Here is a 25,638-nt window from a genome sequence, read left to right as displayed (position 1 = left end):
AAGAGGAATAGTGTGAAAAAATTACTAGAATTTGAACGTGTGCAACGAATCATCATAGAGTTAAAAAAGAACATGATCAAAACTGCGATACCTGTTGAGAATTTAGTTTTTCATTCTGAAACGGGGACAAAAGAATTTGAAAGAGGTGCTTATTTTGGCGAAAAAAATCAGTACTATACAATTGCAGGAGAACTCTGTTTACCAAATGAATTTCAAAATCAAACAGTCGATTTAGCAATCTTTTCTTCACTAACTGAATGGGATTCAACGACAAACCCACAAATAAAAGTGTATTTTGATGATCAGCTGATCCAAGGATTAGATGTTAACCATACGACTTTGCGGTTACCCAAAGAATATGCTTCAAGAGATCGGATTCCATTGCAAATCGAGGTTTTTTCAGGTCGGGAGGAAAAAAAATATCCTTTGACGGTTGAGCTAAGGTTGATCGATCCTTTGACTTATGAACTCTATTACGATTTGTTCGTGATATTGGATAGTTGGCGATCGCTAAACGAGCATGACTCGAATTATATCTATTATGAAAGAGAATTAGGACAAGTAGTTGATCAATTGAATTTTTATAAACCTTATAGCTCAGAATATTATCAAGGATTAATGAAAGCAAAAGAACACTTAGAACGTGCATTTTATCAAACAGGCTTAGTAAAAAATGCTCCTCGTGCCTTGGTTGTTGGTCATACACATATCGATTTGGCTTGGTTATGGACAGTGATGCAGGCGGTTGAAAAGGGAGAACGTAGTTTTTCGACTGTATTGAAATTAATGGAGGAATATGATGAACTGACTTTCATTCAGAGTCAACCACAAATGTATCAATTGATCAAAGATACCTATCCGCAACTATATGAGAAAATCAAAGAAAAAATTGTTGCAGGCAAGTGGATTCCAGAAGGGGCTATGTGGGTAGAAGCAGATTGTAATCTTGCTTCAGGTGAATCATTGGTCCGTCAATTTCTTTATGGGAAACAATTTATACGCGAAGAGTTTGGTCAAGAAAGTCAAATTTTGTGGTTGCCAGATGTTTTTGGCTATTCTGCAGCTTTACCGCAAATTTTGAAAAAAACAAACACGCCCTATTTCATGACAACAAAACTTTCTTGGAATCAATTCAATCAGATCCCTTATGACAGCTTTTTTTGGCAAGGAATCGATGGTAGTCGAGCGCTAACTCATTTTATTACGACAATCAGTGACGGTTATAGCCCGACACCTTATTATACGACTTACAATGGACTACTCGATCCTTATACGGTGAAAGGAAGTTGGGAACGCTACTTAGATAAGGATGTCAATGACAGTATTCTGATCGCTTACGGTTATGGAGACGGTGGCGGAGGACCAACACGAGACATGTTGGAAACGTTGAAACGCATGAAAAAAGGTTTGCCAAGTATGCCCCAAGTCATTGAAAGCACAGCAATTGATTTTTTTGAAGAACTCTCAGAAAAAATGACCAAACATCAGGAAAAAGAGTGGCTCGGAGAACTGTATTTTGAATACCATCGGGGAACGTATACCTCCATCGGGAAAAACAAGCGCAACAATCGATTTGGTGAAACGTTATTACAGACAGTTGAAAAATTATATAGTATCTTTGCCCGAGAAAAATATCCAGCTGAAATGTTGGAAAAATCATGGAAACAATTATTGTTAAATCAATTCCATGATATTCTTCCAGGAAGCGGAATCAAAGAAGTTTATGATCAGACAGATATTGATTATCACGAACTTTTCACTGAAATGAACCAATTAATTGACACAGTGTTGCCAAGTCACGATGCAGGACAGTTTCTTTATCTGTTCAACCCTAGCGGAGTAAGTGAACAAGTCATCGTTCCATTACCACTGGAATCAGGAGAATGTCTGGAACATCAAGGTCAGTCGATTGTCAGCCAAAAAACGTATGATGGACAATTCTTAGGACGATTCGATCATTTACCTGCTCTCGGTGGGAGTTATTACACTATTGTAAAATTAGATCGTGAAGTCACGACTAAAACGGAAACCACTCCTTTAATTAAGCAATACGAGACACAAGACTTTAGTCTTTTATTCGACGAACACTATCGTATGATCAGTGCATTCGATAAAAAGAACCAACGAGAAATCGCTGGTAAGAAAGCAGTGAACGAACTACTGGTTTACGAAGATCTGCCTTTAAATTATGATGCATGGGACATTGACTTTTACTATAAAAATAAACCAACAATCATTACCGATATTCAAGAAGCATTGATTGTTGATCAAGGTCCGATTCGGGATACGTTGAAAATCGTTAGAAAATTTTATGATTCGACTATTACGCAATACATCCATTTGATTCACGGAAAAGCACGAATCGATTTTGAAACGAAGGTTGATTGGCAGCAAAATCATAGTCTCCTTCGAGCGGAGTTTCCAGTGCCTGTTAATGCCTATCAAGCGACTTATGATATCCAGTTTGGCAATCTACAACGACCGGCGCATAAAAATACTTCGTGGGACAAAGCAAAGTTTGAAGTATGTGGACATAAATGGGTCGATCTATCCGATGATGGCTATGGGATTTCATTATTGACAGATTCAAAGTATGGCTTTGATGCTCAATACCAACATTTAGGAGTCTCATTGATCAAATCCGCCACAGATCCTTATGAAACAGCAGATCAAGGCAATCATCAGTTCACCTACTCGCTTTATTGCCATGCTCAAACGTGGAAGGAAGCGAAGACCCAAGAAGAAGCTCGTCAATTAAATATCCCTTGTTTGGCTGTTCGTCAAGAACAGAAAACTTTACCAGAAGGTTCGTGGGTGAACTGTCAAGAACGAAACATTTGTCTGGAAACCTTAAAGAAAGCTGAAACGGATGGATCCATCATTATGCGGGCTTATGAATTTGAAAATCGCCAAACAACAACGGTCTTAAAATTTTCTCAGCCAATTCAACATGTACAGATTTGCGATCTATTAGAAAATCCAATTGAAACGGTCGCTTTAGATAATGATCATGAAGTTACTGTGGTGTTCAAACCTTACGAGATCCATACCTTCAAAATCCAATTAAAGGAGCAGAACGATGGGTGATTTGCAAAAATTGTTGCAAAAAATGACACTAAAAGAAAAAGTTGGACAATTGAATCAACGATTGTATGGCTGGCAAGTCTACGAAAAAAAAGACGGAAAGCTTTTTTTGACGGACTATTTCAAAAATGAAGTGAAAAAATATGGCACAGTCGGTGTCATTTATGGGGTATTTCGTGCCGATCCTTGGTCTGAAAGAAATGAGCTGACTGGATTAACAACCAGTGAGGCACAAGAAGTCAGTCAGATGATCCAACAATACATGAAAAAAGAGACCCGTTTAAAAATACCGGTCTTATTATCCGAAGAATGTCCCCATGGGCATCAAGCCTTAGAAGCCACCACTTTGCCAACGAATTTTTCAGTGGGATGTAGTTGGAATCCAGAACTTTACCAACAATTGCAGGAAGTCGTGGCTGCGGAGTTACAAGAAAAAGGAGCTCATCTTGGACTGATTTCGACTTTAGATCTATTAAGAGATCCACGCTGGGGCAGAACAGAAGAATGTTTTAGTGAAGATCCGTATCTAACAGCAGCCTTTACCCAAGCAGCTGTAACTGGTTTACAAAAAGAACAAAAAATTAAAGCTGTGTTAAAACATTTGGCTGGTCAAGGAAACGTCATGGGAGGACATAATTCTGGTCCAGTGGCAATCGGAGAGCGTGAGTTAAGGGAAATCCATTTACCCGCCATTCGAGCAGGAATTAAAGCTGGCGCAAAAGGCTGTATGGCAGCGTATAACGATATTGATGGTGTATTTTGTCACACGAATCCCCATTTGTTACAAGAAATTTTACGAGAAGAATATGGGTTTTCTGGAATCGTCATGGCCGATGGTTGTGCATTAGATCGAGTGGCAGAAACTTGTGGCGATCCATCAATGGCTGCAGCCAAAGCCATCTCTAGTGGAGTTGATCTTAGCTTATGGGACGAGGTGTTTCCTTATCTAGAACAAGCAGTGGCTATTGGGCTGGTAAATGAAGAAGTGATTGATCGTTCTGTTTTAAGAATTCTTGAGTTGAAAAGCGAATTAGGTCTTTTCTCTAGCCAAAGTTCATCGAAAGTTTCTTTTACTTCGGCACAAAAAGAAACGTTGTGTACAGCTTTGGCAGAAGACAGTCTAGTATTGTTGAAAAATGACAATATATTACCTTTGAAAAAAGAGAAATTAAATCAAATTGGAGTTGTAGGACCTCATGCGAATAATATCTATCATCTATTAGGTGATTACACGCCTTTTAAAAAAATAGCATCATGTTACAATCTATTGCAGGGGATCGAAGAGCACACGGCAAATTCAACTACCCAATTGGCTTTTGCTCAAGGCTGTCAGATCACAACTGATCTACCTCAAGGACTAGACGAAGCAAATCAAGTAGCTGAAAATGCAGATGTCATTGTCGTGACTTTAGGTGGGTCCAGTGCCAGAGATTTTTCAACGGCTTTTGCTAAAAATGGCGCTGCATTACAGGGATCACAAGAAATGACTAGTGGGGAAAATATTGACCTAGCCTCGATCGAACTACCGGAATGCCAAATTAAACTAGTCAAGGAATTAGCAAAACATGGAAAACCAGTCATTGCCGTTTTGATTGAAGGCCGACCTCATAGTATCTCAGCGATTGAACCACATGTTTCAGCGATTCTTTTCGCTGGCTATCCAGGACAATACGGAGGAAAAGCGATCGCGAATGTTCTTTTTGGAAAAAATCCGAATGGTAGATTAGCGTTTACGATTCCCGAGCATTCAGGTCAATTACCCGTTTATTATAACTATCGAAATACTCAATTTAAAGAAACGTATACCGATTATCCTGAAAAGCCAATCTATCGTTTTGGCTATGGCTTAAGCTATACATCGTTTGAATTGACCGATGTACTCTTTACCGCTCATCAAGATCATTCGATTAAGGTTTCTTGTCGATTGAAAAACACAGGTAATCATAGTGGAGCAGAGACGATTCAAATTTACGGGAAAAAACAACAAGGTTTTATTCCCCCACGAGAAAAAGAATTGCTCGCATTTAAAAAAGTACATCTAACCCCATTGGAAGAACGAATGATTGAAATTATCCTAACAAAAGAACAGTTATACTATTTAGATGAAACGTTTAAAGAAGTATTGCCAAGAGAAGTTCATTTGACAGTTGAAACAGTTACCTTTAAACAAAGTATTCAATTATTTAGAAAGGTTGATGATCATGAAAAAAGCACATGGTGTATCCGCAGTTGAACAGGAAAACGAAGACCGTAAGCTGCGAAAAGACATTGTCGAAAACCATCAAAGCGAAACAGATCATTACCAGGAGTTACCCGCTAATATCCAAAAAAAACTCGATTGGTTTCAAGATCAAAAACTGGGAGTGATCTTTCATTGGGGGCTGTATAGTATTCCCGGTATTGTAGAGTCTTGGCAATTGTCACAAGAAGACAGCTGGGCAAGAAAAATACCTTGGCGCACGAACATGGTCGAATTACGAGAAGATTATTGGGGGTTGATCCATAGTTTCAATCCTTATAAGTTTGAACCAACTAAGTGGGCAAAGCTGTGCCGACAAGCTGGTTTTCGCTACATGATTTTTACAACAAAACATCATGACGGCTTTACAATGTATGATACAAAGTATTCGGATTATAAAGTAACTGCAGCGATATGTCCCTACCATAAAGCGCCTCAAGCAGACATTTTTAAGGCAGTTGTCACCGCTTTTAGAAAGGAAGGACTAGCGACAGGTGCTTATTATTCAAAACCAGATTGGCATAGCTCTTATTATTGGTTGCCAGAAAGAGAAGCGACTGGGCGATACGCAAATTATGACCCAAAAGAGTTGCCTGAAGTCTGGCAGAAATATGATCGGTTTGTTACGAATCAACTCACTGAAATTAGCCAAAATTATGGCCCACTTGATATCTTATGGTTAGATGGAGGCTGGGTGAATCAGGGCAATGAACAACTCGATATGGAAAGAATAGCGAGTGAAGTTCGGCATTCTCAGCCAGATCTCTTGATTGTCGATCGAACCATTGGCGGGGCCTATGAGAACTATGTGACACCAGAAAGAAAAATACCTGAACAACCACCAGTCAAAGTATGGGAAAGCAATATCCCATTAACCAAAAATTGGGGCTATTGGCCAAATGATGAATATAAAGAAGTAGCAGAAGTTATTCTATCATTCGTCCAGATCGTTGCAAAAGGAGGAAATCTACTACTAGGAATCGGACCTAAACCAAATGGAGAGTTACCTACAGAAGCGGTAGCGATTTTAGAAAGACTAGGCGATTGGTTGGAAAAATATGGTGAAGGAATCTATGAGACAAGAGCAGTATCGTTTGATTCCCCTGAAGGCTGGTATGTGACCCAGAAAAATGGCGATTATTACTTTTTTTATAAAGAAAACGCTTCATCTTTATTGCTGTCTGAGGTAGGATTGGATTATAGAAACTTTACCATTCAAGAACTGTCTGAAAAAAATCAGGTAATGGGATCAGAAACTTTAGTACCAGGAAAAACGATAGAGGGCATTGGTTGTTGGCAACTAATGGCAGAATAAGGAGTGGATGCTACTTGATGAATGAATCAAACAAGCCAATATCTGTTACAAAAGCACCTTCTTTAAAAGAGCGTGGCGTGATTTTAGATATTGGACGTAAATTTTATTCAATGGATTTTCTGAAAAAACTTGTAGACTACATGGCTTCATTGAAAATGAATGCTTTGCAACTTCACTTTTCTGATAATGAAGGATTTCGGTTGGAATGCGAAACAATTCCAGAAATCACATCAGAGAAATTTTTGACGAAACAGGAAATGACGGATTTGATTGATTATGCGGAGCAAAAGGGGATTTCTGTGATTCCAGAGTTTGATAGTCCTGGTCATTTGCAACGGTTGTTGGCAATCTATCCACAATGGCAAATGGAGCGAAAAGGCGAGGATTCTTTGATTTTTCCCACTAATCGAGCCCTTGATATCACCAAAAAAGATGCGGTCGCCATGATCAAAAAGATGATAAAAGAATATGCAGAGTTATTTCATCGTTCCGACTATTTCCATTTAGGGGCAGATGAATACATTGAATTTTCAGAGTTGGATAAATATCCTGCATTAAAAGCACAAGCAATCGCTGAATACCACGACCCAACTCGTCAGTATGATGTTTTCATCGACTACATCAATGAGTTAGCAGACTATGTCGAAACATTAGGTAAAAAAGCTAGAATTTGGAATGATGGTGTCTATAAAAAAGGACTGCTCATGAAAAGTAAATTAAAACCTTCTATTCAAATTACGTATTGGACGAAACATCAAGCAACAATGGCGACTGCGGGGGAATTTCTCACTCGTGACCATCAATTGATCAATGTCAACGATCAATTTTTCTATTTTGTTTTAGGAGAAGGTGCCAGTTATAAATATCCTACAGCTCAAAAGATTCAAGACCACTGGACGATTGATCAATTTCCTGAAAACCAACGATTAACAAACGAACAAATGAAAAAAGTACAAGGTGCCTATTTTGCTATCTGGAGTGACTACCCTGATGCTTTGACTGAAAAGGAAGTCTTAACAATGATTAAAGAACCATTAGCTGCACAACAGCAAATCATCTGGCACGAAACAATATGAACAATCAGTGATCAAAGAGGTGAATCTATAGTTGATGTTGTCTTCAATAATTGATCCTGGTGTTTCTTAAAAGTTGTCCAAACAAAAAAGCCGAAGATTCCAAAAATTGTTTCTTTTTTGACATTCTTCGGCTTTTTTAGATCTAGAAATTGTTACCAGGTTCTTAACTATCTAATCAATAATAAGTTCTGGTTAGAACGATTCTCGTACCAAAAGGCATCAACGCTAATTTAGCTAATTTAAACGACTGTTTACCAAATGGAATACCAATGATCGTAATATAGAGTATAAGACCACTAATCACGTGGGCAATCGCTAATGGGAGTCCACTGATAATCAACCAGATGATATTGATAATTAAAGAAGTCCCACTATCGCTATAAATGACTTCTTTACCAAATGGGAAAAAGCTAAGAGTTGCCAGCTTAAAACATTGTAACCCGATTGGAATACCAATGATCGTTATACACCAAATGACTCCTGCTAAAAACCAACCAATCCCACCGATACAGCCTCCAAAAATAAACCAAATCAAGTTTCCTAACATTCTCATTTTAACACCTACTAAATTTTTTCCCATTATACCATGTAATGGTTCTTAGATTTCCTTTATTAAAGTTATTTAATTATGTGTTTGTTGTTTTGAATAAATATTTTTTAATATTAATTATATATATAAATAGTTATTTAATGGTGAACTAAGAACAGAAAGAATGTGAATGGCAAAGTGGGTTTGCTTAATTACCTTAATAAAGAAAAGTGATTGACTTATGCATCTTTTAGATATATCATTCTTGTATCTAAAAGATAGATAAGGAGGAAGAAACATGATGAATGAACTGTTTGTTCTAGGAGAATTGATGGAATCACCACAAAATGGTTATCACTTAAGAAATGCAATGCAGGCTTCTTTAGGCAAAAATCGCAAAGTCAGTTTTGGTGTTTTATACCCATTGTTAGACAAGTTGGCAAAAAATGGCTTAATCACTATTACTGTTAATGAAGAAGGCCGTACACAAAAGACTGCCAGTATTACTGATAAAGGACGTCAACGATTTTTTGAATTAATGAAACAAGATGTTCCCAGTGGCGCTCATACAGAAGAAATTTATTTAATCAAACTCGATTCGATGCAACATCTCTCATTAGACGAACAAAAAGAATTATTAATGGTCTACATACGTGAAAAACAAATCACGGTTGACGAAATCAAGGGCTATTTAAAAAAATTAGACGAAGTAAAAAAAATTGATCATTGGTATGCGACTAAAAAATTAGAATTATTACTTGGAAAAGCCCAGTTAGCAATCCAGTGGGCAGAAGATTTTCTATCAGAACTGCCTTATGTGGAAGAATAAGCATGATCATGGTGTAGAACAAAACGTGACAGTTCTTAACATCAGGTCGATTTTAAAACGTCATAAAAAAGCAACGATACTGTAACTTTTTATTAGTTACAGTCTCTTTTATATAAAAAAATATATATATCTAAAAGATATATTAAGGACGATGGATGGAGGAATGAGCATGTCTCAACAAATCAAAATTGCCTTAGTAATGGCAATGAGTTTATTTATGGAAATATTAGATGGTACGATTGTTACAACAGCTTTACCCAAAATGGCGACCACTTTTTCAACAAGTATGTCACAAATCTCACTTTTAATCAGTGCGTATTTAGTCACAGTGGCGATTTTTATCCCAATGAGTGGCTGGTTAGCCAATTATTTTGGTAAGAAAAAAATCTGGCTTCTGGCTGTTTTCCTATTTACCATTAGTTCATTAGGGAGCGCCCTTGCGCCTAGTTTTGGGGTTCTTTTAGGAATGCGAATGTTGCAAGGTTTCTCTGGAGCGTTGATGACACCTACTGCACGATTGATCGTTTTTGAAAAAACGCCAGTCGACCAACTATTAAAAATGACGAGTTATCTTGTTTGGCCAGCATTAATCGCACCTGCGATCGCTCCTATAATGGGTGGAGCAATCATTACCTATTTAAGTTGGCATTGGATTTTTTTGATCAATTTGCCAATCGGTATGTCGATCTTGATTCTAGGATATTCATTGATTCCGTCAGACCATGACCTGATCAAAAATAAATTTGATTGGCTCGGTTTTGTGGAAATGGCAACGGCATCCACCTTACTGGTAGTCGGTGCAGAATTATCTTCACGAGACGGTCTTTCATTTGAGATAGCAGGAATTGTGTGTATCGTGAGTGGAATAATATTTCTTTTGTTCACATATCAACATTTAAATAAAGTCGAACACCCCTTATTTTCATTAAAGGCTCTTTCAAAGACTTCTTTTAGAATTGGCCAAACCAGTGGGGCAATCCTATGGTTATCTGTCGGAGCGATGCCATACTTGTTGACGATCTATTTACAAAATATTTTTCATTGGTCAGCAGTCGTTGCAGGAAGTTATGTTATTTTCATTTTTATTGGAAATATTGGGATCAAACCCTTCACGACATCGATTATTCGCTCACTTAACTACAAAGGGGCATTGATTGCGTCATTCCTCATGATTTTGAGTAGTTCTTTCTGTTTAGTTTTCATTGAATCAACCACGTTTCCAGCGATTATTATGTTACTAGCTTTTGCCTCAGGAATCGGACGCTCGCTCGCACTCACAGCGTTTATGGGATTAAGTTTATCAGAAATTCCACCACAAGAACGCAATAGCGCCAATACATTGAATACAGTTGTCCAATCTTTAGCTCAAGGATTAGGGGTATCATTTATTACGTTGGTGATTCATTTATTGGAAATCCAATTGTCGATCCCACTGGCTTATAGCCTAGGTTTTGCTGTTTTAGGGGCGCTAATGCTTCTGCCAATCATTGAAATCCTAAAAATCCCACAAACAATGGGCATAGCGACAATGAAGAAATAAATCTAAATATAGTAGACAGGTAGATTTATTGAAGAAAGATTTGTACTAAGGGTACTTTACAATCAAAAATCTACTAAAAAACTAGTCCTTCGCTGACTTGATTGAGCGAGGGGCTAGTTTATGTAGCGTTTTATCGAAAAGCCACATTGGTAGTAAGTTGAATAACGACACTTCGATTCAAACAAACGCCAACTCTATTACCAATAAGCAAATCAAGGATCATAGATTAGCGAGTCAGTACAAGCAATTGTTTTAAGTAATTGGCTAAAAACTCTGAATGACTATTCTGATTTTTTGATCAACACAAGAACAAGTAACAATCCAATCTTTCCAAATAGGAAAAATCCTTTGTGTGACTCGGACACAAGTTAGCTTTCCTTAAAATATAATCGAGCCTTTTTGATAAAGTTTCTTTGAGTATAGGAGAGGAATGTCACCCAGTAAACGATAATTCAAACCAATGATAATCAACGAGAACGCCTAAAAAAATCTGTAATCTTCACAATAGTTCTAATAAGCGAAGTATCAACGAATTGATTCTTTTAATAAAAATTATTTAAAAATTTTTATTATATAACAAATTAATACTCTTGTTATTGATTTACAATGTAATTGTCAGAACGATAAGCGAGAGGAGAAAATAATGGTTTTTAAATTCTTACAAAAATTCAAAGAAGCCAATCAACTGGAAAGCAGCGCTCAAGAAGTGGTTTCCAAACAATACTTAGAAATAAGAAAAACGTCTTTTGTGCAAAAGAAAGATGAGAAGATCGTAATCGACTTTTTAAGTGACATGGATAAAGATTTCGGTAGTAGCCAAGATGATCGAGTGAGGCAAGGAGAACATTTTGAGCAATTTTTAGCAGCAGCTTTCCGATTAGCAGGATACGGGGTTGAGATAACGAAGAAAAGTTATGTCAAAGATCATCGTAAGTATGTGGGAGATGGGGGTGTCGATTTAATTTTGACGAAAGAAAAAAAGCGGATCGCGGTACAAGCAAAATCCAATCGCTTAAACGCAAAACCCACACCGACACTGATTGGACGTAAAGATATCACTAATTTTTCAGGAATTTCAAATAAAAATTGGGATAAAAAAATGTTTATCACCACTTCATTTTTTTATCAACAGGTCTATGAAGAAATTGAACAAAATGAAAAAGCAAAAGAAATCGAGTGGTATGATCGCTACGGGTTATTACAATTATTAAATCAAATCATACCAGATACGATGCTAAAATTTCAGCTTTTAAATTCTTTGCCAATGGGTATAAAAATATGCCCCAAATGTAGCGAAGGAATCATAATTAATTGTCGGAATGGAAAAACCGGCCATCTATTTAAAGCATGTTCCTTACATTGTGGTCATACAGAAAAGTTCAACACAACGGAATGATTGCATTAGTCAGCGATTCTTTTTCCAAAATCTCTACATATACTAATACAGTGATACTTCGATTGAATGCTAGCCAATACTATGGACGCTAAGACAGCGTTATAGTTTAAAAAATCCACAAAAAATATGTGATGCAGCCATACTTGGGAATAATTCCCCGTCAATTTTTCAATAGAAAGAATAAACAGTTCAAACAAGTGATTAAGAAAGGACTCTAGAATGGATAAATGACAAAAATACTCAAAGTAAAGCAAATTGAAGCAATGAAATTTTATACGGATATCTATCGAGAAGCAAGTTCATTCAGAAACATGTGGGTAATCAAACCCTTTTATCTGTTTTTATATGTTCTTAGCCTATGGATTAATACGTTATTTATTCTAGTTATTTTGGGTAGTAGTTTTTTATATTTAACTGGGAAGCCTCATGTTTATAATAATATTGAAACAATCTTTTACCAATTCATCGTGGCGACTGCGTTTCTGTTATTCTGTTACTATAAAAGATATCGAACAAAGCATGGTCGTCCTAAAAAATACCATAATTATTTATATAAACGAAAAGCTGAAAGAATGCTCGACGAACGAAGTATCAATCAATTGATTTTTGATGTGGAATACTTGATCAAAAAGAAAGAAAACCACGGAACCAGTATGTTAAGTATTTACCAAAACTTTATCGTAGCTTTGTGTTTTCCTATCACGATCTATCTTATCCAAAATTTTTTTGAGAAAGGCAGTATAAATTTTAGTACTTTTCTAATCAGTCTTTTTCCACTGACATTCATTTTTGGGATTTTTAAATCGAATAATTTATTTATATTAGTAAAAAGCCTTTATGTTGAAGATTATTATATGCTTGTTCATGTAAAAAAAGAATTAGAATATATGAAGACAATCAAAATAAATAAGACCAAACGTTGAAAATCGGTATTTATGTGTCTCACTCAATCAATAGAAAAATAAACAGCACCTAATCTGTTCCAAAATAGTAAAACCGTCATTTTAGAGATAGGTTATATTCAATCTAAAGCTCAAACTCATCCTCACAATGATATGGGGTCAACTTATTAGTAAATATCTGGAATACGACTAAGGCTAGAGTGCGCGGAATAAATTCATAAAGAGAGGAATATTAGATGAAGTATATCACTAAAAGTTGGTCATTTATTTCTATTTTAATCTTATTAATCATTTTTGAATTAGTTAACACATATCTTATTTATCAGTTTCCTATTTATTTACGAATAGGCATACTTATGCTCATTGGGTGGGGATATGAAATAATCATAAGACGTTTTTTAAAACATTAACTATAAAAAACTATGGTAGAACATCATGAAAAAATACTATAAGATTATCTCTGATTTACGTTGAGCAACTTTAGAATCAGCGCTTAATACAGCATTTTCAAGAAAATAAGATAGAATTAAAAAAGGTTAGGCTGGTTTCCTACGAGAACTAGCTATAATGATGCTGGAATAGCTATAGCCGGAATAATATAGAGGAGTGAGTTTTCTTGTATAAAAACTGGAAAAAGTATACGAAAAACCATCCATACGCTAGTATTATCATTGTGGCGTTAGTAGCCAGTTTAATAGGTATTTTTATCGAATATTTACTGAATCGAGACTTTCTAAGAAGCGGCTTTGGAGTAACGTTGATTTTGATTATCGGGCAGATAGTTGTTGTAAAGAAAAATAAGAAATAATTTACTGAAATAAAGTGTCGGGGTAAGAAGCGTTTTTGTAGTGTGAAAAATGATGAGTTTATGAAAGATTAAATGATGAATAATGAAACAATTGAACAAAAGAGAAAGGGTATGCTATAATAAACATGAAAAAAGGAACTGCGTCAACAGTTCCCTTTTGACAGCACCGCTAAAGACGGTGGCAAGTTATATAGTTATCTCAAAAAGGAGTAACCAATCTCTCGCTAAAGTGACGGTTACTTCTTTTTGTCGTTTTTGTGGGCTAAGGTTAGCATGCCAAAAATCAGTGTTGCGATCAAAGATCCAAAACTGATCATTAGCCCTAACGCTGCTTCCACAGACAAAAGGCGTCTCCTTTCTCTAAAGTTTGAGATTATGTGCATAAGCACCACCTCACTTTCAGATTGGATAGCCACCGTCATTAAATTTTACTGTCACAACTGATTATAGCATATAGGATTTGTTATTATTACCTTGAAAATAAAAAACAACTGTTCTTTTGTTTTGGAAATTGAATAGAAGAATAAGCGTATGCTATAATGAAGATGAAAAAAGGAACTGCGCGAACAGTTCCCTTTTGACAGCACCGTTTAAGACGGTGGCTCAGTTTAATTATAGTTACAAAAAATAACCGTTCAAACTGCCTAAGTGTAAATTGCGGTTATTTTTTGTCGTTTTTGTGATTGCTAGTTGTCAGAGCTAAAGTTGCAAAAGCTATTAGAAACATTAGCGCTTCAAAAACAGACAAGCTTATCCTTTCTAGGGAGCAAGTTACAAATCAACATAGGCCTCACCCCATTTCTATTGGGATTAGCCACCACATAAACTGTGCTGTCTCAACTATATATAGCATATAGACCTAGTTATTTTCTTGAAATTTCAAGTATAATTAGGTCTATTTTTTTGCTTAAAAATAAGAAACAAAGAGGGATTGTGAACTGAAAAAAGATCAAGAAAAAGGAGAAAAACAAAAACTTTTTATCCGTGAAAACGTAAGTATATTAGAATCGATGGAAGTTAAAGTTATTTAGTCAAATAAGAAAAATTAAAGTTGCTTTATAACATAAGAAAGAAACAAAATAAAATAAGATTCAGGGGAACAAAAATCAATGAAACAACCAATCCCGCAGAACAAAAGGTTTCTGCGTATATCCATATCCCGTTTTGTGAGCATATCTGCCATTACTGTAACTGGCTGACTAAAATTAGTTCTTTTATTTAAAAAATTCAAACAGTTATGACTTTAAAAACGCTTTTTATGATGAGGTAAACTAATAACATCGTTATTAGTTTACAGTTGTATCGTCATATAAGACAAATAAAATAATTGGGAGGATACATATTTTTAAATGAAAATTAGTATTACTTACATCTGATTTGGTTGTCTCTATTACTCCATCAATCTCGATAGGATCAAATGTATTTGCTAATGAAAATACAGAAATTTCGTTGAATCAATCAATAGACAGAACTATTACTGAATAAAAGCTTACTGAAGGATTCAGGCAATTATTTAATTTAAATATTGATGATTTAATCACTATTTTGAAACAATAAGGAATTGATCCATATACAATTTTTACTGCTAGCGAAATAGCATTACAAAGAAGAAAAGAGCTACTTAGGGCTAGGGTAAATAAAGTATTTAATTTCAATAACGAAACAAAAGATATTTATTTGAACTCTTATGTTGCGACTACTGCAAAAACTGTTGGGCTTGCAGTGATTGTACATTATGTAGGTTTAGGATAGCTCAAGCTATTACTGGTTCTATCGGAACTACGATTCATACAAGTAAAAGAATGATTATTCGTGTAAATAAACAACCAGGATGAAAAGGGGTTCGAATATTGATTGTTGAGTAATCATAAGTGTACGCTGCCAATAAAGTAAAGAAATCTTGATTGGCTGGTGTTTTATATGAATTATTTATCTAAAATATGGCTATTTGTTCAATATTTAATATTACTAGTGATTTTTGAATTGATTAACATATTTATTATTTATCGTTTTCCTATTTATGTGAGAATTGTAATACTTGTTCTCAATGCTTGGGGATATGAAATAATCGTAAGCCATTAAAAAAAACATCGTTATAATCATAAGCAATAAAGAAATTGTTACATAAAATCATGAAAAAAAGACAACAGAATTATCGCTGATTGGTTAAACAATTGTTGGCCAAAAAACAAAAGAAATGATGAAGTACATAGTTAATGGGATAAGCAGTAAATAATAAAAATTAGTTAATGTGGATAAAAATGGTTTGAACAAGGTCATATCTTAAACGTAGATATGACTGTGACTATTAAAATGTGTTAAAGATAATGTCTCACATCCAAATGAAACTTTTTATGGCATTAAATTGTCGTTGTGGTACTCTACATTTGCGACGACTAGAAAGCATTTTCTTTGTTTGGCATAGATTTTATAGTTGTTGTGTTTTTTGTCTAGCTTTTTACTTTCTATAGGATAAGTAAAAAGCATTAAATGAAAAGGAGATGGATACTATATGAAAATAGGTAAACTGATTACTGCTGCTCTTGGTGTGGCGAGCATAGCAAATGAAGCACGTAGTTTAGGACACCAAAATCAAGGAAGGGAATTAGAACGAAATCCGTATGTAGAAAACTTGGGTAGAATTAATTTTTTACCTGATGACATTCATCCACACGAAGTTCAACACTCGAAACACAACAATGGGATGAACGCTGACCAAACCTCAAGACTACTAGACGAAATGCAAAGAGATGATCCAAGACACCCCTATTCAGCTCAAATATATAAAAAAAAATCTAAAAAATCTAAAAAAAATGATGACATTCATCCACACAAAGTTCGACACTCGAAACACAATAATGTGATGAACACTGACCAAACCTCAAGACTATTAGACGAAATGCAAGTCGATGATCCAAACCCCTATTCAGCTCAAAAATCTAAACAATCAAAAGAAATTGATGTAGAATTTTCAAAGCATCTCGAGGATCAAAAAGCTCATGACGGAGCAATTTATCAACTAGTGGAAAAAGAGTCAGAATTTATCAAACTCTTAAACGGATATATTACTGAAAAACCTGCAGAAATTAATCTATTAAAATCATACCGTGAGCAGTCTGAAGAATTATGCAAAGAATTGCGTCTTGTGAGGAATGATTTAAAAACTTTTGTGAATAAGACAGAACAGAAGTTGGAATCGCTTGAAAAATATTTAAAAAATGATGGAATAGAGAATAGAACAGAAGTAGAAGAATATGAGTTTCGTTACATAATGGACTTAGACAATCTAAAAAACAAAAAAAGGGAGGCCAATAGTTTTTTAGCGAATTGTAGAAAGCTAACAAGATTCCTAAAAAATGAGATAAACTACCTGAGAACCCCTGCTGTGCATTCTCTTGAAACAGAAAGTCCTACTATTTTTTCACAAGAGTCTACAAAATCAAAAGGAACCCATTTGGGTAGCACTTATAAAACAACGATAAGTATGCCTGAAATAACGAATAAACCTACAACAGCGCTACCTACTCTTTCTCCACAAGAAGAATCTATAGCAATAAGATTTGAAGATCTTTCAAACAATTTCAACATGGCAACTAAAAATATAAAATATATACGTGAACAAATTAATGAGTTCCATTTACAGTTACGCTCGAATAAGAAAATGTCTCCTAGTGATATTCAGCAGACAGAAAAAAATCTTAATATTTTTGAGAATATCATCCTTCCAACATTAAAGTGTGAAAAAACGAATATTCAATATGCAATAATTAATGAGAAAAATTGTATAGAGTTGCTTGTAAAAGAAGGGAAATTAAGCCCCTCGTTAGCAACAAAGTATACTGATGAATACAATAAACTCATTAATAACTTTGAACAATCTAATAACAGAAGAAATAAAAGAGACCAGTCAATGAAACCTACTCTTTCAGAAAAACTAACAAATACTGCTATAAAAAATAACAAAGAATTTTCAAGAACTAAACGAGAGTCAACTTTTGAAAGGTAGTCTATAAAAAAGTGTGTAAACCCCCAGAGGTTGTATCAAGTGATGCAGAGTTTTTCAAATGGATAAACCTAAAGAAAAGAATGATTAAAAGAATTAGATTTAAAACGTACATACAACATAAAAGACAGAATGAAATAGCTAAGAAGTTCAGCAATTGAGGAGATAGTTGTTGAATTACCATTTTTTAGGTCTTTTTTGATTAGCTACTGTATAGACCTTACTGTCTTTACCATTACACTCATATCTCTTTATTGGCAGAAGCAGGCGTTCCGATTAAAGCGATCATGGAGCGAGTGGGTCATTCCAACATGAAAACAACTTTAGAAATTTATAACCAAGTAACCAATACAACCAAAGAAAAACTAGTCCAAGAAGTCGATTCTTGGATTTTTTAGTGGATTTGTTTGGAAAATACAGTTAGTATGCTTTTATAAGAGTGGTCGAAAACAGGTACGACTTTTCGACGTAAGGAGAATTTAGTTTAATGAATGAAACAACCAATCCCGCAGAACAAAAGGTTTCTGCGTATATCCATATCCCGTTTTGTGAGCATATCTGTTATTACTGTGACTGAAATGATAGTGTGGCTAAAAAGTTATTACATTCGTTTTTTTATAAAATATAAAAGTAGCTACGATTATGAACCTAAAACAACTTTTTAAGATACTATAAAATAATAACTTTGTTATTAATTTATAGTTATGTTGTCTTTATAAGGCAAAAATGATTTTGGAGGATTCATAATGAAAAAGAAATATCTAGGTTTGAAAATGTGGGTTAGTGTTATAACAGTAACTGTTGTTCTGTCTGTATCAGCACTGAGCGGTACGACTGCTTGGGCAGCTGAACAGAATGCAGACGAGTTAGAAACGAGTAAGAATGATTTACAAATCAGTGATGAGTCAGTCACACTTTACTCAGAAGGAGATATAGTTGTTCAGCAAAATGCTTCTGGAGAACTCCTTGTAACTAAAATGGAAACCAAAACACGCGCAAGTGTATCGCGTTGGGGAGCCTGGCAATATACTAATATTGCTGTAAGTACAGGAGTGGCCGCAAATGCAATTAATGCTGCTTTTTATGCAGGAGCAGGTGCATCAATTGCAATGTTCGGGATTCCAGGGTGGGCAATAGGAGGATTGTTGACAGGTGCAAGTTGGACAAATTTAGGTTCAGCACCTGGTGTAGCGGTTGCAAGAAAATGGGATAGAAATAAAAATGGTTGGGTTGGGTTCCACAAGCGAACTGGTTATGATGGCGCTGGAAGAGCTGTAGCAACTCAATATAAAACGGAATAATATAGAGAGGTGAGTTCTCTTGTATAAAAATTGGATACAGTACACAAAAAAACATCCATACGCTAGTATTATCATTGTAACGTTAGTAGCCAGTTTAATAGGTATTTTTATCGAGTATTTAATGAATCAAGATTTTGTGAGTAACGGATTTTGGATAACGTTATTTTTGGTTATTGGACAGATAATCATTGTTAGCAGAAAAAAGTAAGTGCTTTTAATAAAAAAAATGATTGGAGGATAAGAAGTGCGATTTCATTTTAGCATAACAGGAGCATACTTGGATGCGAAAAAAACAGAAGAAAAAATCAATCGTTTGATCAATTTAGGTATATTCTGCTCAATTATCATGGCTATTTTATCGGTCATTTTACTTCTTCAAGAAAGATATCTTGGGCATTTTTGAGTATGATTGGAATGATTGTCGGTATTGCTTCATTTTGGAATTTAAAAAATGAAATCGATTGAAGAAGCTGATTTTTATAATAAATGAGTGCTTCATTAAGTGAGATATTGAGCATTTTATAGTTAGAGGTTCTTGGTTGTATAAATAAGAAAAAACTGGTGGGGTTACTTGAAGAAGAAAGAACAAGTACAAAAAATCGTAAAAAAGTATAATAAAAGTATCGTTGATCTATCAGAAAATGCCCCAGCTAAAGAATTTAAAACAGTGATGAAGTATGCAGCAGATGAAGCCAATCGTAAATAACGGAAATTAGTTGGGTTGGATAAATAATTTTTGAGTAGTGAAGTCATTTCTGAAACGTAGATATGGCTTTTTACTTGTCGATTTTTACTGATAGCTTATAAAATAAAAACTTTTTATCCATAAAAACGTATATATGTTAGAATCAATGTACGTTAAAATTATTTAGTGAAATAAGAAAAATATTAGTAAAGGTGCTTTATCATATAAGGAGAACAAAAATCAATGAATGGAACAACCAATTCCGCAGAACAAAAGGTTTCTGCGTATATCCATATCCCGTTTTGTGAGCATATCTGTTATTACTGTGACTAAAAGTTTTAAATAATACAATTTTATTAATTGTTAAAGTTGACTTGATTTCATTTTCATATCTATATAAAAAAACATAGTACATCGAAAGTGTGCATTGATGTACTATATCCATTCTTTTGATTTAAATAAATTTTTTACTCGTGCTAAAGTTTATAGAAAATCTGAGCTTAGGATAATGCACATTATGTAAACTGAATAAATCGTGCAATGAATGTCCAAGTATAGTATTTTAGCACCAATATCTTTTATTCTTTTATAACAAATAAGTGTTTAGTCAGTGACTTTTTGGAATGAAATAAACTTTATGTTATGCTGGTTCCACTCATTGATAATGTTTACAGAGATTAGCATTTTCCTAGTTCGATTACTTTAGCGATCTTAGTTCGATTGTTGTTATTTTCCAAGCTTTTTTCTTGGAAATATTATCACATGTCTTCATTATTTCTTTCTAGAATTCAAAAGTTAACTTTTTTCGGTCATCTAAGTTACTAATTCATTTATATCCTATCTTAATCTTGTCTAGTTCCTTTAACTTCTTGGTTATTTACCTACACTAAAAACTTCCTGTATATATTTCTATTCTACCTAGGTAACAAGGCCTAATAAAGTAGGAAGGAAAAAGATTATAACGGTTACAGTTCTAAATTTTTATGATTAAATCTACCTATATTCTTTAGTTTCTTATGATTATATTATTAAACACTAAGAGTGTAAAAAATTTTTATATAGTATAATGAATAGTAATGGAATGTAATCAAAGGGGGGCTTATAAATGGCAACATCTAAGCAGGTAAAACAGAAAAAAATTATTAAAGTAGTTTATTTTGATGAAGGTTCAGCCTCAGACTATATCACGATTCACCATGGTGGTCAAATTGATTGGTCTACTGAAGATAATAAAGAAAAATTAGCAAAGATTGTAGCAGAAATAGATGCACAAGCAAAAGGTGGTTTTAACTTTTTTTCCGCAATAAAAACTTCAGTTTCAGGACGTACAAGTGCGAGCATTGATGCAAATACATCTAAGTTAATTAATAGTACTTTAACAAATAGCTTGTTAACCGACTATATTGAGATCGCTGACAATGATAAGAATATAAAACAAATTCATAACGATAGCGTATACGCACCAAAAGAATCAGTGTCAATATATAAAATGTACAGTTCCTATTTAGATATTGTTCCGAAAAGTGAGCTCCCATTTGACGTACAAGGATTAAATAATGCCTTGTTAAATGAGCGAGGATACTATCAAATGTTACTAATGAGCGAGGAAGACCCGACATGTGTATTACGATTTAATATAAATGCTTTTAAAAATAATTATAGTTTAGCTGATCTTTCTAAAATGAGTCTGAGCTATTTTGGGGTAAATGTAGGAAAATGTACATTGGAGCAACTTTCAATTAAAAATGAATTTGAGGTTTTTAAAGAAAAAACAAAACCTAGCGCTCAAGCTATTGTTGAAGGCATCCAGGAAGAGAATGTGGAAAATTTATTAGATGTGTATGACATAGTATTAGCAGGTGTCAGAAGTGAGTAATATAATAATTTTTTACGGATCCAAGGAGAAATTTAATGAGAAATTACCAGATGATTATGAAAATTTGACTGAGATAGTCTATGAAACAGATAAAGACAGCAAACAATTCACTTTAGTTGTTCCAACAAATAATGGAGAAAATGTTGAGGAAAAAGAAGAAAAAAGATTTGTTGAAAATCTTGTAGTTAGCTCAGATGAATATGCTGGAGTGAGAGAACACGTGATAATTAACTTTGCTAATTTTTTGGCAAAGTTAGATGTTAGAAATATATACCTACAAAATCCTCCTATTCATATAAGTCAACAAATTCAGCGCTTATATGAACATGTAGATGTTCAACACCAAAAATACACTGACATTAGCATCGATCATTTAAAAGATATCAAAAAGAATTATACTAGTACAGTAATTGGGCAAGAAAATGTTAGGACAGAGATTATTCAATCACTTTTTCCTCTAACATTGACGACGAGGGAAAAACCCGTAGTACTAATGTTTTATGGTAAATCAGGAATTGGAAAAACTGAGACTGCAAAATATCTAGCCGATGTTGTAAAAGAGTCTTTGTTTAGAAAACAATTTTCCATGTTCCAAAATAATCAATTCTCTACGTATTTGTTTGGTGGCGCTCATTATGAGAAAAGTTTTGCGAAAGATTTATTAGATAGAGAATCTAATATTCTTTTGCTGGATGAATTTGATAAGGCACATCCATCCTTTCATAGTGCTTTTTATCAGCTTTTTGATGAAGGTATATACGAAGACCAAAACTATTATTTGGAATTAAAAAAATCAGTTATTATCTGTACGTCTAATTATCAAGATTTAGACGAAATAGAAAAAGAGCTTGGCAGTGCAATCTTTAATAGATTTGATAAGATAATTGAGTTTACTGATCTAAGTAATGACGCAAAAAAAGAAATAGGTAAAAGATGGTTTTTAGAACTAAGCACTCAGTATGAAGAGCAATATGGAAAAAAATTACCTCAAGTCATAAAAGAAAGGTTAGAGAGTTCCTATAGTGAGTGTGAAAATGCTCGACAAATTAGACATTTAATAGAAGATACATTTTCTCATTATCTAGTTTCTGGAATTGAATAGAATCTCTAAATTAATATTTAATAAGCTTATAGTGTAGTTTAAGTTCTGGTGATTTACAAGTTCACAGAAAATTTTACTTAATTCAAAATTTATTTCGTGCTTGGATTATACTTATATCTTCACAAAGTAAATAAGAAGTATATACAGAACATGATTTCTGTATGCAGTCATATTTTATGGAAAAAACTATAGTAACTTGAACTCGTTTTTATAGTAATATTTTTTATATAATATATACGCTTTCTCAGCTGTATATCCTTTAGAAAATTCCAAGTACTGGAGGATTCTTTTTCGTAGTGCTGCCTTGCTCATAAAAAAGTAGTTGGCTACTTCGTCAAAGTTTCTAAATTTTCTTAGTGCATAGGAAAGCGCTTGATCGTTCGCCATAAGAATACTGACGCCTATATTGGCTCTAAGTTCTTTTTCATAGTCTTCTGGTAAACAGGTGTCTTCTAAATTCATATCAAAAAATGCATGAGATTCTCCAAGATAGGGTATATCCCTATAGTAATGGATGATCTCATGCATTTTTTATAAAGTTTTGGCGTTCAAGCATTATATTTTGATTAATGGTGGTAATAAGCTCACCATATACTTTCGTAATTGATCCAAGCATTTTCTTACTTAAGTTATTTTGAATAGTAATAAGTCACTTCATCTGAGCGTTCATTATAAATAAAGTAGAGAATTAAAAAAATTACTTAAAACAGGAAATGTCCAAACGTCGCTATATGTATTTGTAGATATCTTATTCTTTACTGTTACTACTTTTTTAATAAAAAATGGGCTTGGAAAATTTGCGGTAATTGATATTAAAGAGTAGGAAGAATACGAAAATTATAAAATAGCGAAACAAGTTTCTCAAGAATTAATGAAAGCGGAGCAAATTGGTTGTGTGCAACAAAGAGATGGTGAAAGAGTTTGGATTATAGTTGATAGTTTTTCAAATTAGAGTGACAGATAGATTACAATATAATTCTTTATAAGATTGAGGTAGAAAAACAATTGTTGATTTTGAGAATTTACTCAAATCGAGAAGATCTTGTCAAAAAATGTCTGCTCTTTGTGGAAGGTTAAATGTAGAATGATGAAACAATTGAACAAAAGAGAAAGGATATGCTATAATGAACATGAAAAAAGGAACTGCGCTAACAGTTCCCTTTTGACAGCACCGTTTAAGACGGTGGCTCAGTTTAATAATAGTTACAAAAAATAACCGTTCAAACTGCCTAAATTTAAATTGCGGTTATTTTTTGTCGTTTTTGTGATTGCTGATTGTCAGAACTAACGTTGCAAAAGCTATTGCAAACATTAGCGCTTCAAAAACAGACAAGCTTATTCCTTTCTAGGGATCAAGCCACAAATCAACATAGGCATCACCCCATTTCTATTGGGATTAGCCACCGCATAAACTTTACTGTCTCAACTATTATAGCATATAGACCTAGTTATTTCCTTGGAAATCCAAGCATAACTAGGTCTATTTTTTTTGCCTAAAATAAGAAACCAGGAGGAACTATGAATTTAAAAAAGATCAAGAAAAAGGAGAAAAAAGAGAAACGTCCGAAAGTGAAAAAATTGTCACAACAAAAAGCGAATAAAGTGGTTTTTACTGGCGTTTGTTTGCTAGTGATTGGCTTCAACTATTGAAGTAATTCGAGCAAATGTTGTGACAACTAATTTTGATCAACTATCCAAACAGGTGGGTCAATTAGCTAAGTACAAAAATAAATAAGAAATCTAAGAAGAAGGTTTTATCAAATTATCTTTATAGATATGTAAACGGAAATTCCTATAGAAAATCCAGAAAATCGTTCATTGGCAGAATCAGATGAGCTAACTCTCGAACAAGAGCTATCACTAGATGAGAAAGAGGCGAAAGAGGAGTTTGATGAACCACAGAATCCTGAAGAGATGGATAATCTAAATGTGACCGTGGATAACTTGGAAGAACTTGCATTAACCCAAGCAGGAAAAGCTTATTTTGATCAAGAACAAGATCAAGAATTACTAACGAAGTATGTGCTACCTATGAATCGAATGGAACAATTAGAACCAGATTTTAGAAGTTTGGAAGAATCAGAAAAACTTTTATTTAGTTCAATCGCAGAACAAGAAAATGAGAAAGAGAACACAAAAAATTCCTTCAATTGATATACGCCCTGGTTTAAGCTATACTGTATATACGGTATAACTTAAGGAGGCGTTTAAGATGGAAATCAAGGAAAGAAAAATTAGAAAAAGTGGAAATTCAATCGTTTTGACTTTGTCAAAAGAAGTATTGGAAAAAATTGGTGTAAAAGAAAATGATTTTGTTTATGTAGATGAAGAAAAGTTAATTGAAGCCATCAGTAAAAAAGAGCCAAAATCTTCACACGACTTAAAAATAGACCAATTGATTAATGATTCATTTCATGACTATGAACAGATGTACAAGGAGTTGGCAAACCATTGATCAACTACCTGACAGAAAAAGATATCATTAAAATGAATGTCCACTTAATCAGCTGGCAAACACCAGGTGAAATGACCGGTGTAAGAGATGCAAGTGCATTAGCTATGGCTGTAAACCAGCCGCGTCAGGAAATATTTGGTCAAGAGTTGTACGAAACGATTGAAGAAAAAGCAGCCATCTTAGGAATCAATCTTATTAAGAAACACCCCTTTCAAAATGCAAATAAACGTACCGCTTTTATGGCGATGGATGTCTTTTTACGGTTAAATCAGGTCAAAGTATCCTTTAAACAAAACGAAGCCATTGATTTTGTTGTCAAGATAGCTACGCATGATTCAGAAGATTTTGATCAATTAAAAAGAAGTGTTGTCGACACAATTAATGATCATATGATGAACTAAAAATTTATAATTAAGTGTTTTATAAAAAAGAAAGAAGATTGATGAGGAAATCAGTCTTCTTTTTTTGCGTAACAGAGGTGAAAAATGAAAAAAATTG

At 34.1% G+C, this 25,638-nt stretch carries 21 protein-coding genes; 19 read left to right on the top strand and 2 right to left on the bottom strand.

Going from position 1 to position 25,638, the window contains the following annotated elements; translation table 11 throughout:
* The first annotated feature begins 12 nt into the window (after positions 1–12).
* Genes IGJ23_RS07935 through IGJ23_RS07920 form a run of 4 tightly spaced genes read left to right on the top strand, consistent with a single transcriptional unit; the run spans position 13 to position 7,714 of the window.
* Positions 13–3,087, top strand: coding sequence for an alpha-mannosidase (locus tag IGJ23_RS07935; RefSeq protein ID WP_438774825.1), 3,075 nt, complete (start codon positions 13–15; stop codon positions 3,085–3,087).
* The gene (locus tag IGJ23_RS07930; protein ID WP_438774824.1) at positions 3,080–5,317 is read left to right on the top strand and encodes a glycoside hydrolase family 3 N-terminal domain-containing protein; all 2,238 of its coding nucleotides are present in this window, start codon (positions 3,080–3,082) and stop codon (positions 5,315–5,317) included. The genes IGJ23_RS07935 and IGJ23_RS07930 overlap by 8 nt, the downstream gene beginning before the upstream one ends.
* Positions 5,286–6,638 (top strand): alpha-L-fucosidase, encoded by a 1,353-nt coding sequence (locus tag IGJ23_RS07925; RefSeq protein WP_438774823.1) that lies wholly within the window; start codon positions 5,286–5,288, stop codon positions 6,636–6,638. The genes IGJ23_RS07930 and IGJ23_RS07925 overlap by 32 nt, the downstream gene beginning before the upstream one ends.
* A gap of 17 nt (positions 6,639–6,655) precedes the next feature.
* Positions 6,656–7,714 (top strand): family 20 glycosylhydrolase, encoded by a 1,059-nt coding sequence (locus tag IGJ23_RS07920; RefSeq protein ID WP_438774822.1) that lies wholly within the window; start codon positions 6,656–6,658, stop codon positions 7,712–7,714.
* A 175-nt stretch (positions 7,715–7,889) separates the two neighbouring features.
* Here the strand turns inward: IGJ23_RS07920 and IGJ23_RS07915 are convergent, their stop codons facing one another.
* Positions 7,890–8,267, bottom strand: a complete 378-nt coding sequence (locus IGJ23_RS07915; RefSeq protein WP_438774821.1) for a YccF domain-containing protein — start codon at positions 8,265–8,267, stop codon at positions 7,890–7,892.
* Between the two features lie 274 nt (positions 8,268–8,541).
* Here IGJ23_RS07915 and IGJ23_RS07910 point away from each other — a divergent pair, with 274 nt between their 5' ends.
* The 5 genes from IGJ23_RS07910 to IGJ23_RS07890 all read left to right on the top strand — a co-directional run bounded on the left by IGJ23_RS07910 (position 8,542) and on the right by IGJ23_RS07890 (position 13,718).
* Positions 8,542–9,072: a PadR family transcriptional regulator gene (locus tag IGJ23_RS07910; protein ID WP_010737750.1), complete on the top strand. Its 531-nt coding sequence runs from the start codon at positions 8,542–8,544 to the stop codon at positions 9,070–9,072.
* Between the two features lie 169 nt (positions 9,073–9,241).
* On the top strand, positions 9,242–10,612 hold the full coding sequence (locus IGJ23_RS07905) for an MFS transporter (RefSeq protein ID WP_096709013.1): 1,371 nt from the start codon (positions 9,242–9,244) through the stop codon (positions 10,610–10,612).
* A gap of 643 nt (positions 10,613–11,255) precedes the next feature.
* Positions 11,256–12,008: a restriction endonuclease gene (locus tag IGJ23_RS07900; RefSeq protein WP_010718916.1), complete on the top strand. Its 753-nt coding sequence runs from the start codon at positions 11,256–11,258 to the stop codon at positions 12,006–12,008.
* Between the two features lie 227 nt (positions 12,009–12,235).
* Positions 12,236–12,931, top strand: coding sequence for a hypothetical protein (locus IGJ23_RS07895; protein WP_237558412.1), 696 nt, complete (start codon positions 12,236–12,238; stop codon positions 12,929–12,931).
* A 595-nt stretch (positions 12,932–13,526) separates the two neighbouring features.
* A complete protein-coding gene (locus IGJ23_RS07890) occupies positions 13,527–13,718 on the top strand; it encodes a hypothetical protein (RefSeq protein ID WP_010718919.1) in 192 nt (63 codons plus the stop codon).
* 236 nt (positions 13,719–13,954) lie between these two features.
* Here the strand turns inward: IGJ23_RS07890 and IGJ23_RS07885 are convergent, their stop codons facing one another.
* Positions 13,955–14,101: a putative holin-like toxin gene (locus IGJ23_RS07885; RefSeq protein ID WP_438774820.1), complete on the bottom strand. Its 147-nt coding sequence runs from the start codon at positions 14,099–14,101 to the stop codon at positions 13,955–13,957.
* A gap of 2,129 nt (positions 14,102–16,230) precedes the next feature.
* On the opposite strand from IGJ23_RS07885, the gene IGJ23_RS07880 reads away from it, so the two are divergent.
* From IGJ23_RS07880 to IGJ23_RS07835, 10 genes are all read left to right on the top strand, one after another.
* Complete coding sequence (locus IGJ23_RS07880; RefSeq protein ID WP_438774819.1) at positions 16,231–17,724, top strand: hypothetical protein; 1,494 nt, start codon at positions 16,231–16,233, stop codon at positions 17,722–17,724.
* Between the two features lie 770 nt (positions 17,725–18,494).
* Positions 18,495–19,022, top strand: coding sequence for a hypothetical protein (locus IGJ23_RS07875; RefSeq protein WP_230471061.1), 528 nt, complete (start codon positions 18,495–18,497; stop codon positions 19,020–19,022).
* Between the two features lie 244 nt (positions 19,023–19,266).
* The gene (locus IGJ23_RS07870; protein ID WP_010718936.1) at positions 19,267–19,425 is read left to right on the top strand and encodes a hypothetical protein; all 159 of its coding nucleotides are present in this window, start codon (positions 19,267–19,269) and stop codon (positions 19,423–19,425) included.
* A gap of 168 nt (positions 19,426–19,593) precedes the next feature.
* A complete protein-coding gene (locus IGJ23_RS07865) occupies positions 19,594–19,728 on the top strand; it encodes a hypothetical protein (RefSeq protein ID WP_010718937.1) in 135 nt (44 codons plus the stop codon).
* A gap of 1,084 nt (positions 19,729–20,812) precedes the next feature.
* Positions 20,813–21,583, top strand: a complete 771-nt coding sequence (locus IGJ23_RS07860) for a DUF6414 family protein (protein WP_438774818.1) — start codon at positions 20,813–20,815, stop codon at positions 21,581–21,583.
* Positions 21,576–22,685: an AAA family ATPase gene (locus IGJ23_RS07855; protein WP_438774817.1), complete on the top strand. Its 1,110-nt coding sequence runs from the start codon at positions 21,576–21,578 to the stop codon at positions 22,683–22,685. The genes IGJ23_RS07860 and IGJ23_RS07855 overlap by 8 nt, the downstream gene beginning before the upstream one ends.
* A 1,518-nt stretch (positions 22,686–24,203) precedes the next feature.
* A complete protein-coding gene (locus IGJ23_RS07850; protein WP_256991307.1) occupies positions 24,204–24,335 on the top strand; it encodes a hypothetical protein in 132 nt (43 codons plus the stop codon).
* A 168-nt stretch (positions 24,336–24,503) separates the two neighbouring features.
* Entirely contained in the window at positions 24,504–24,839 is a 336-nt protein-coding gene (locus IGJ23_RS07845) for a hypothetical protein (RefSeq protein WP_053766767.1), read from the top strand.
* Between the two features lie 58 nt (positions 24,840–24,897).
* A complete protein-coding gene (locus tag IGJ23_RS07840) occupies positions 24,898–25,140 on the top strand; it encodes a hypothetical protein (protein WP_010718931.1) in 243 nt (80 codons plus the stop codon).
* Complete coding sequence (locus tag IGJ23_RS07835) at positions 25,140–25,541, top strand: type II toxin-antitoxin system death-on-curing family toxin (RefSeq protein WP_053766865.1); 402 nt, start codon at positions 25,140–25,142, stop codon at positions 25,539–25,541. The genes IGJ23_RS07840 and IGJ23_RS07835 overlap by 1 nt, the downstream gene beginning before the upstream one ends.
* The last annotated feature ends 97 nt before the right edge of the window (positions 25,542–25,638 follow it).

Source organism: Enterococcus sp. DIV1682a (genome assembly GCF_051711005.1).
In the GTDB taxonomy this organism is placed as follows: domain Bacteria; phylum Bacillota; class Bacilli; order Lactobacillales; family Enterococcaceae; genus Enterococcus_B; species Enterococcus_B hirae.
This window is presented reverse-complemented; position numbering and strand designations above follow the sequence as displayed.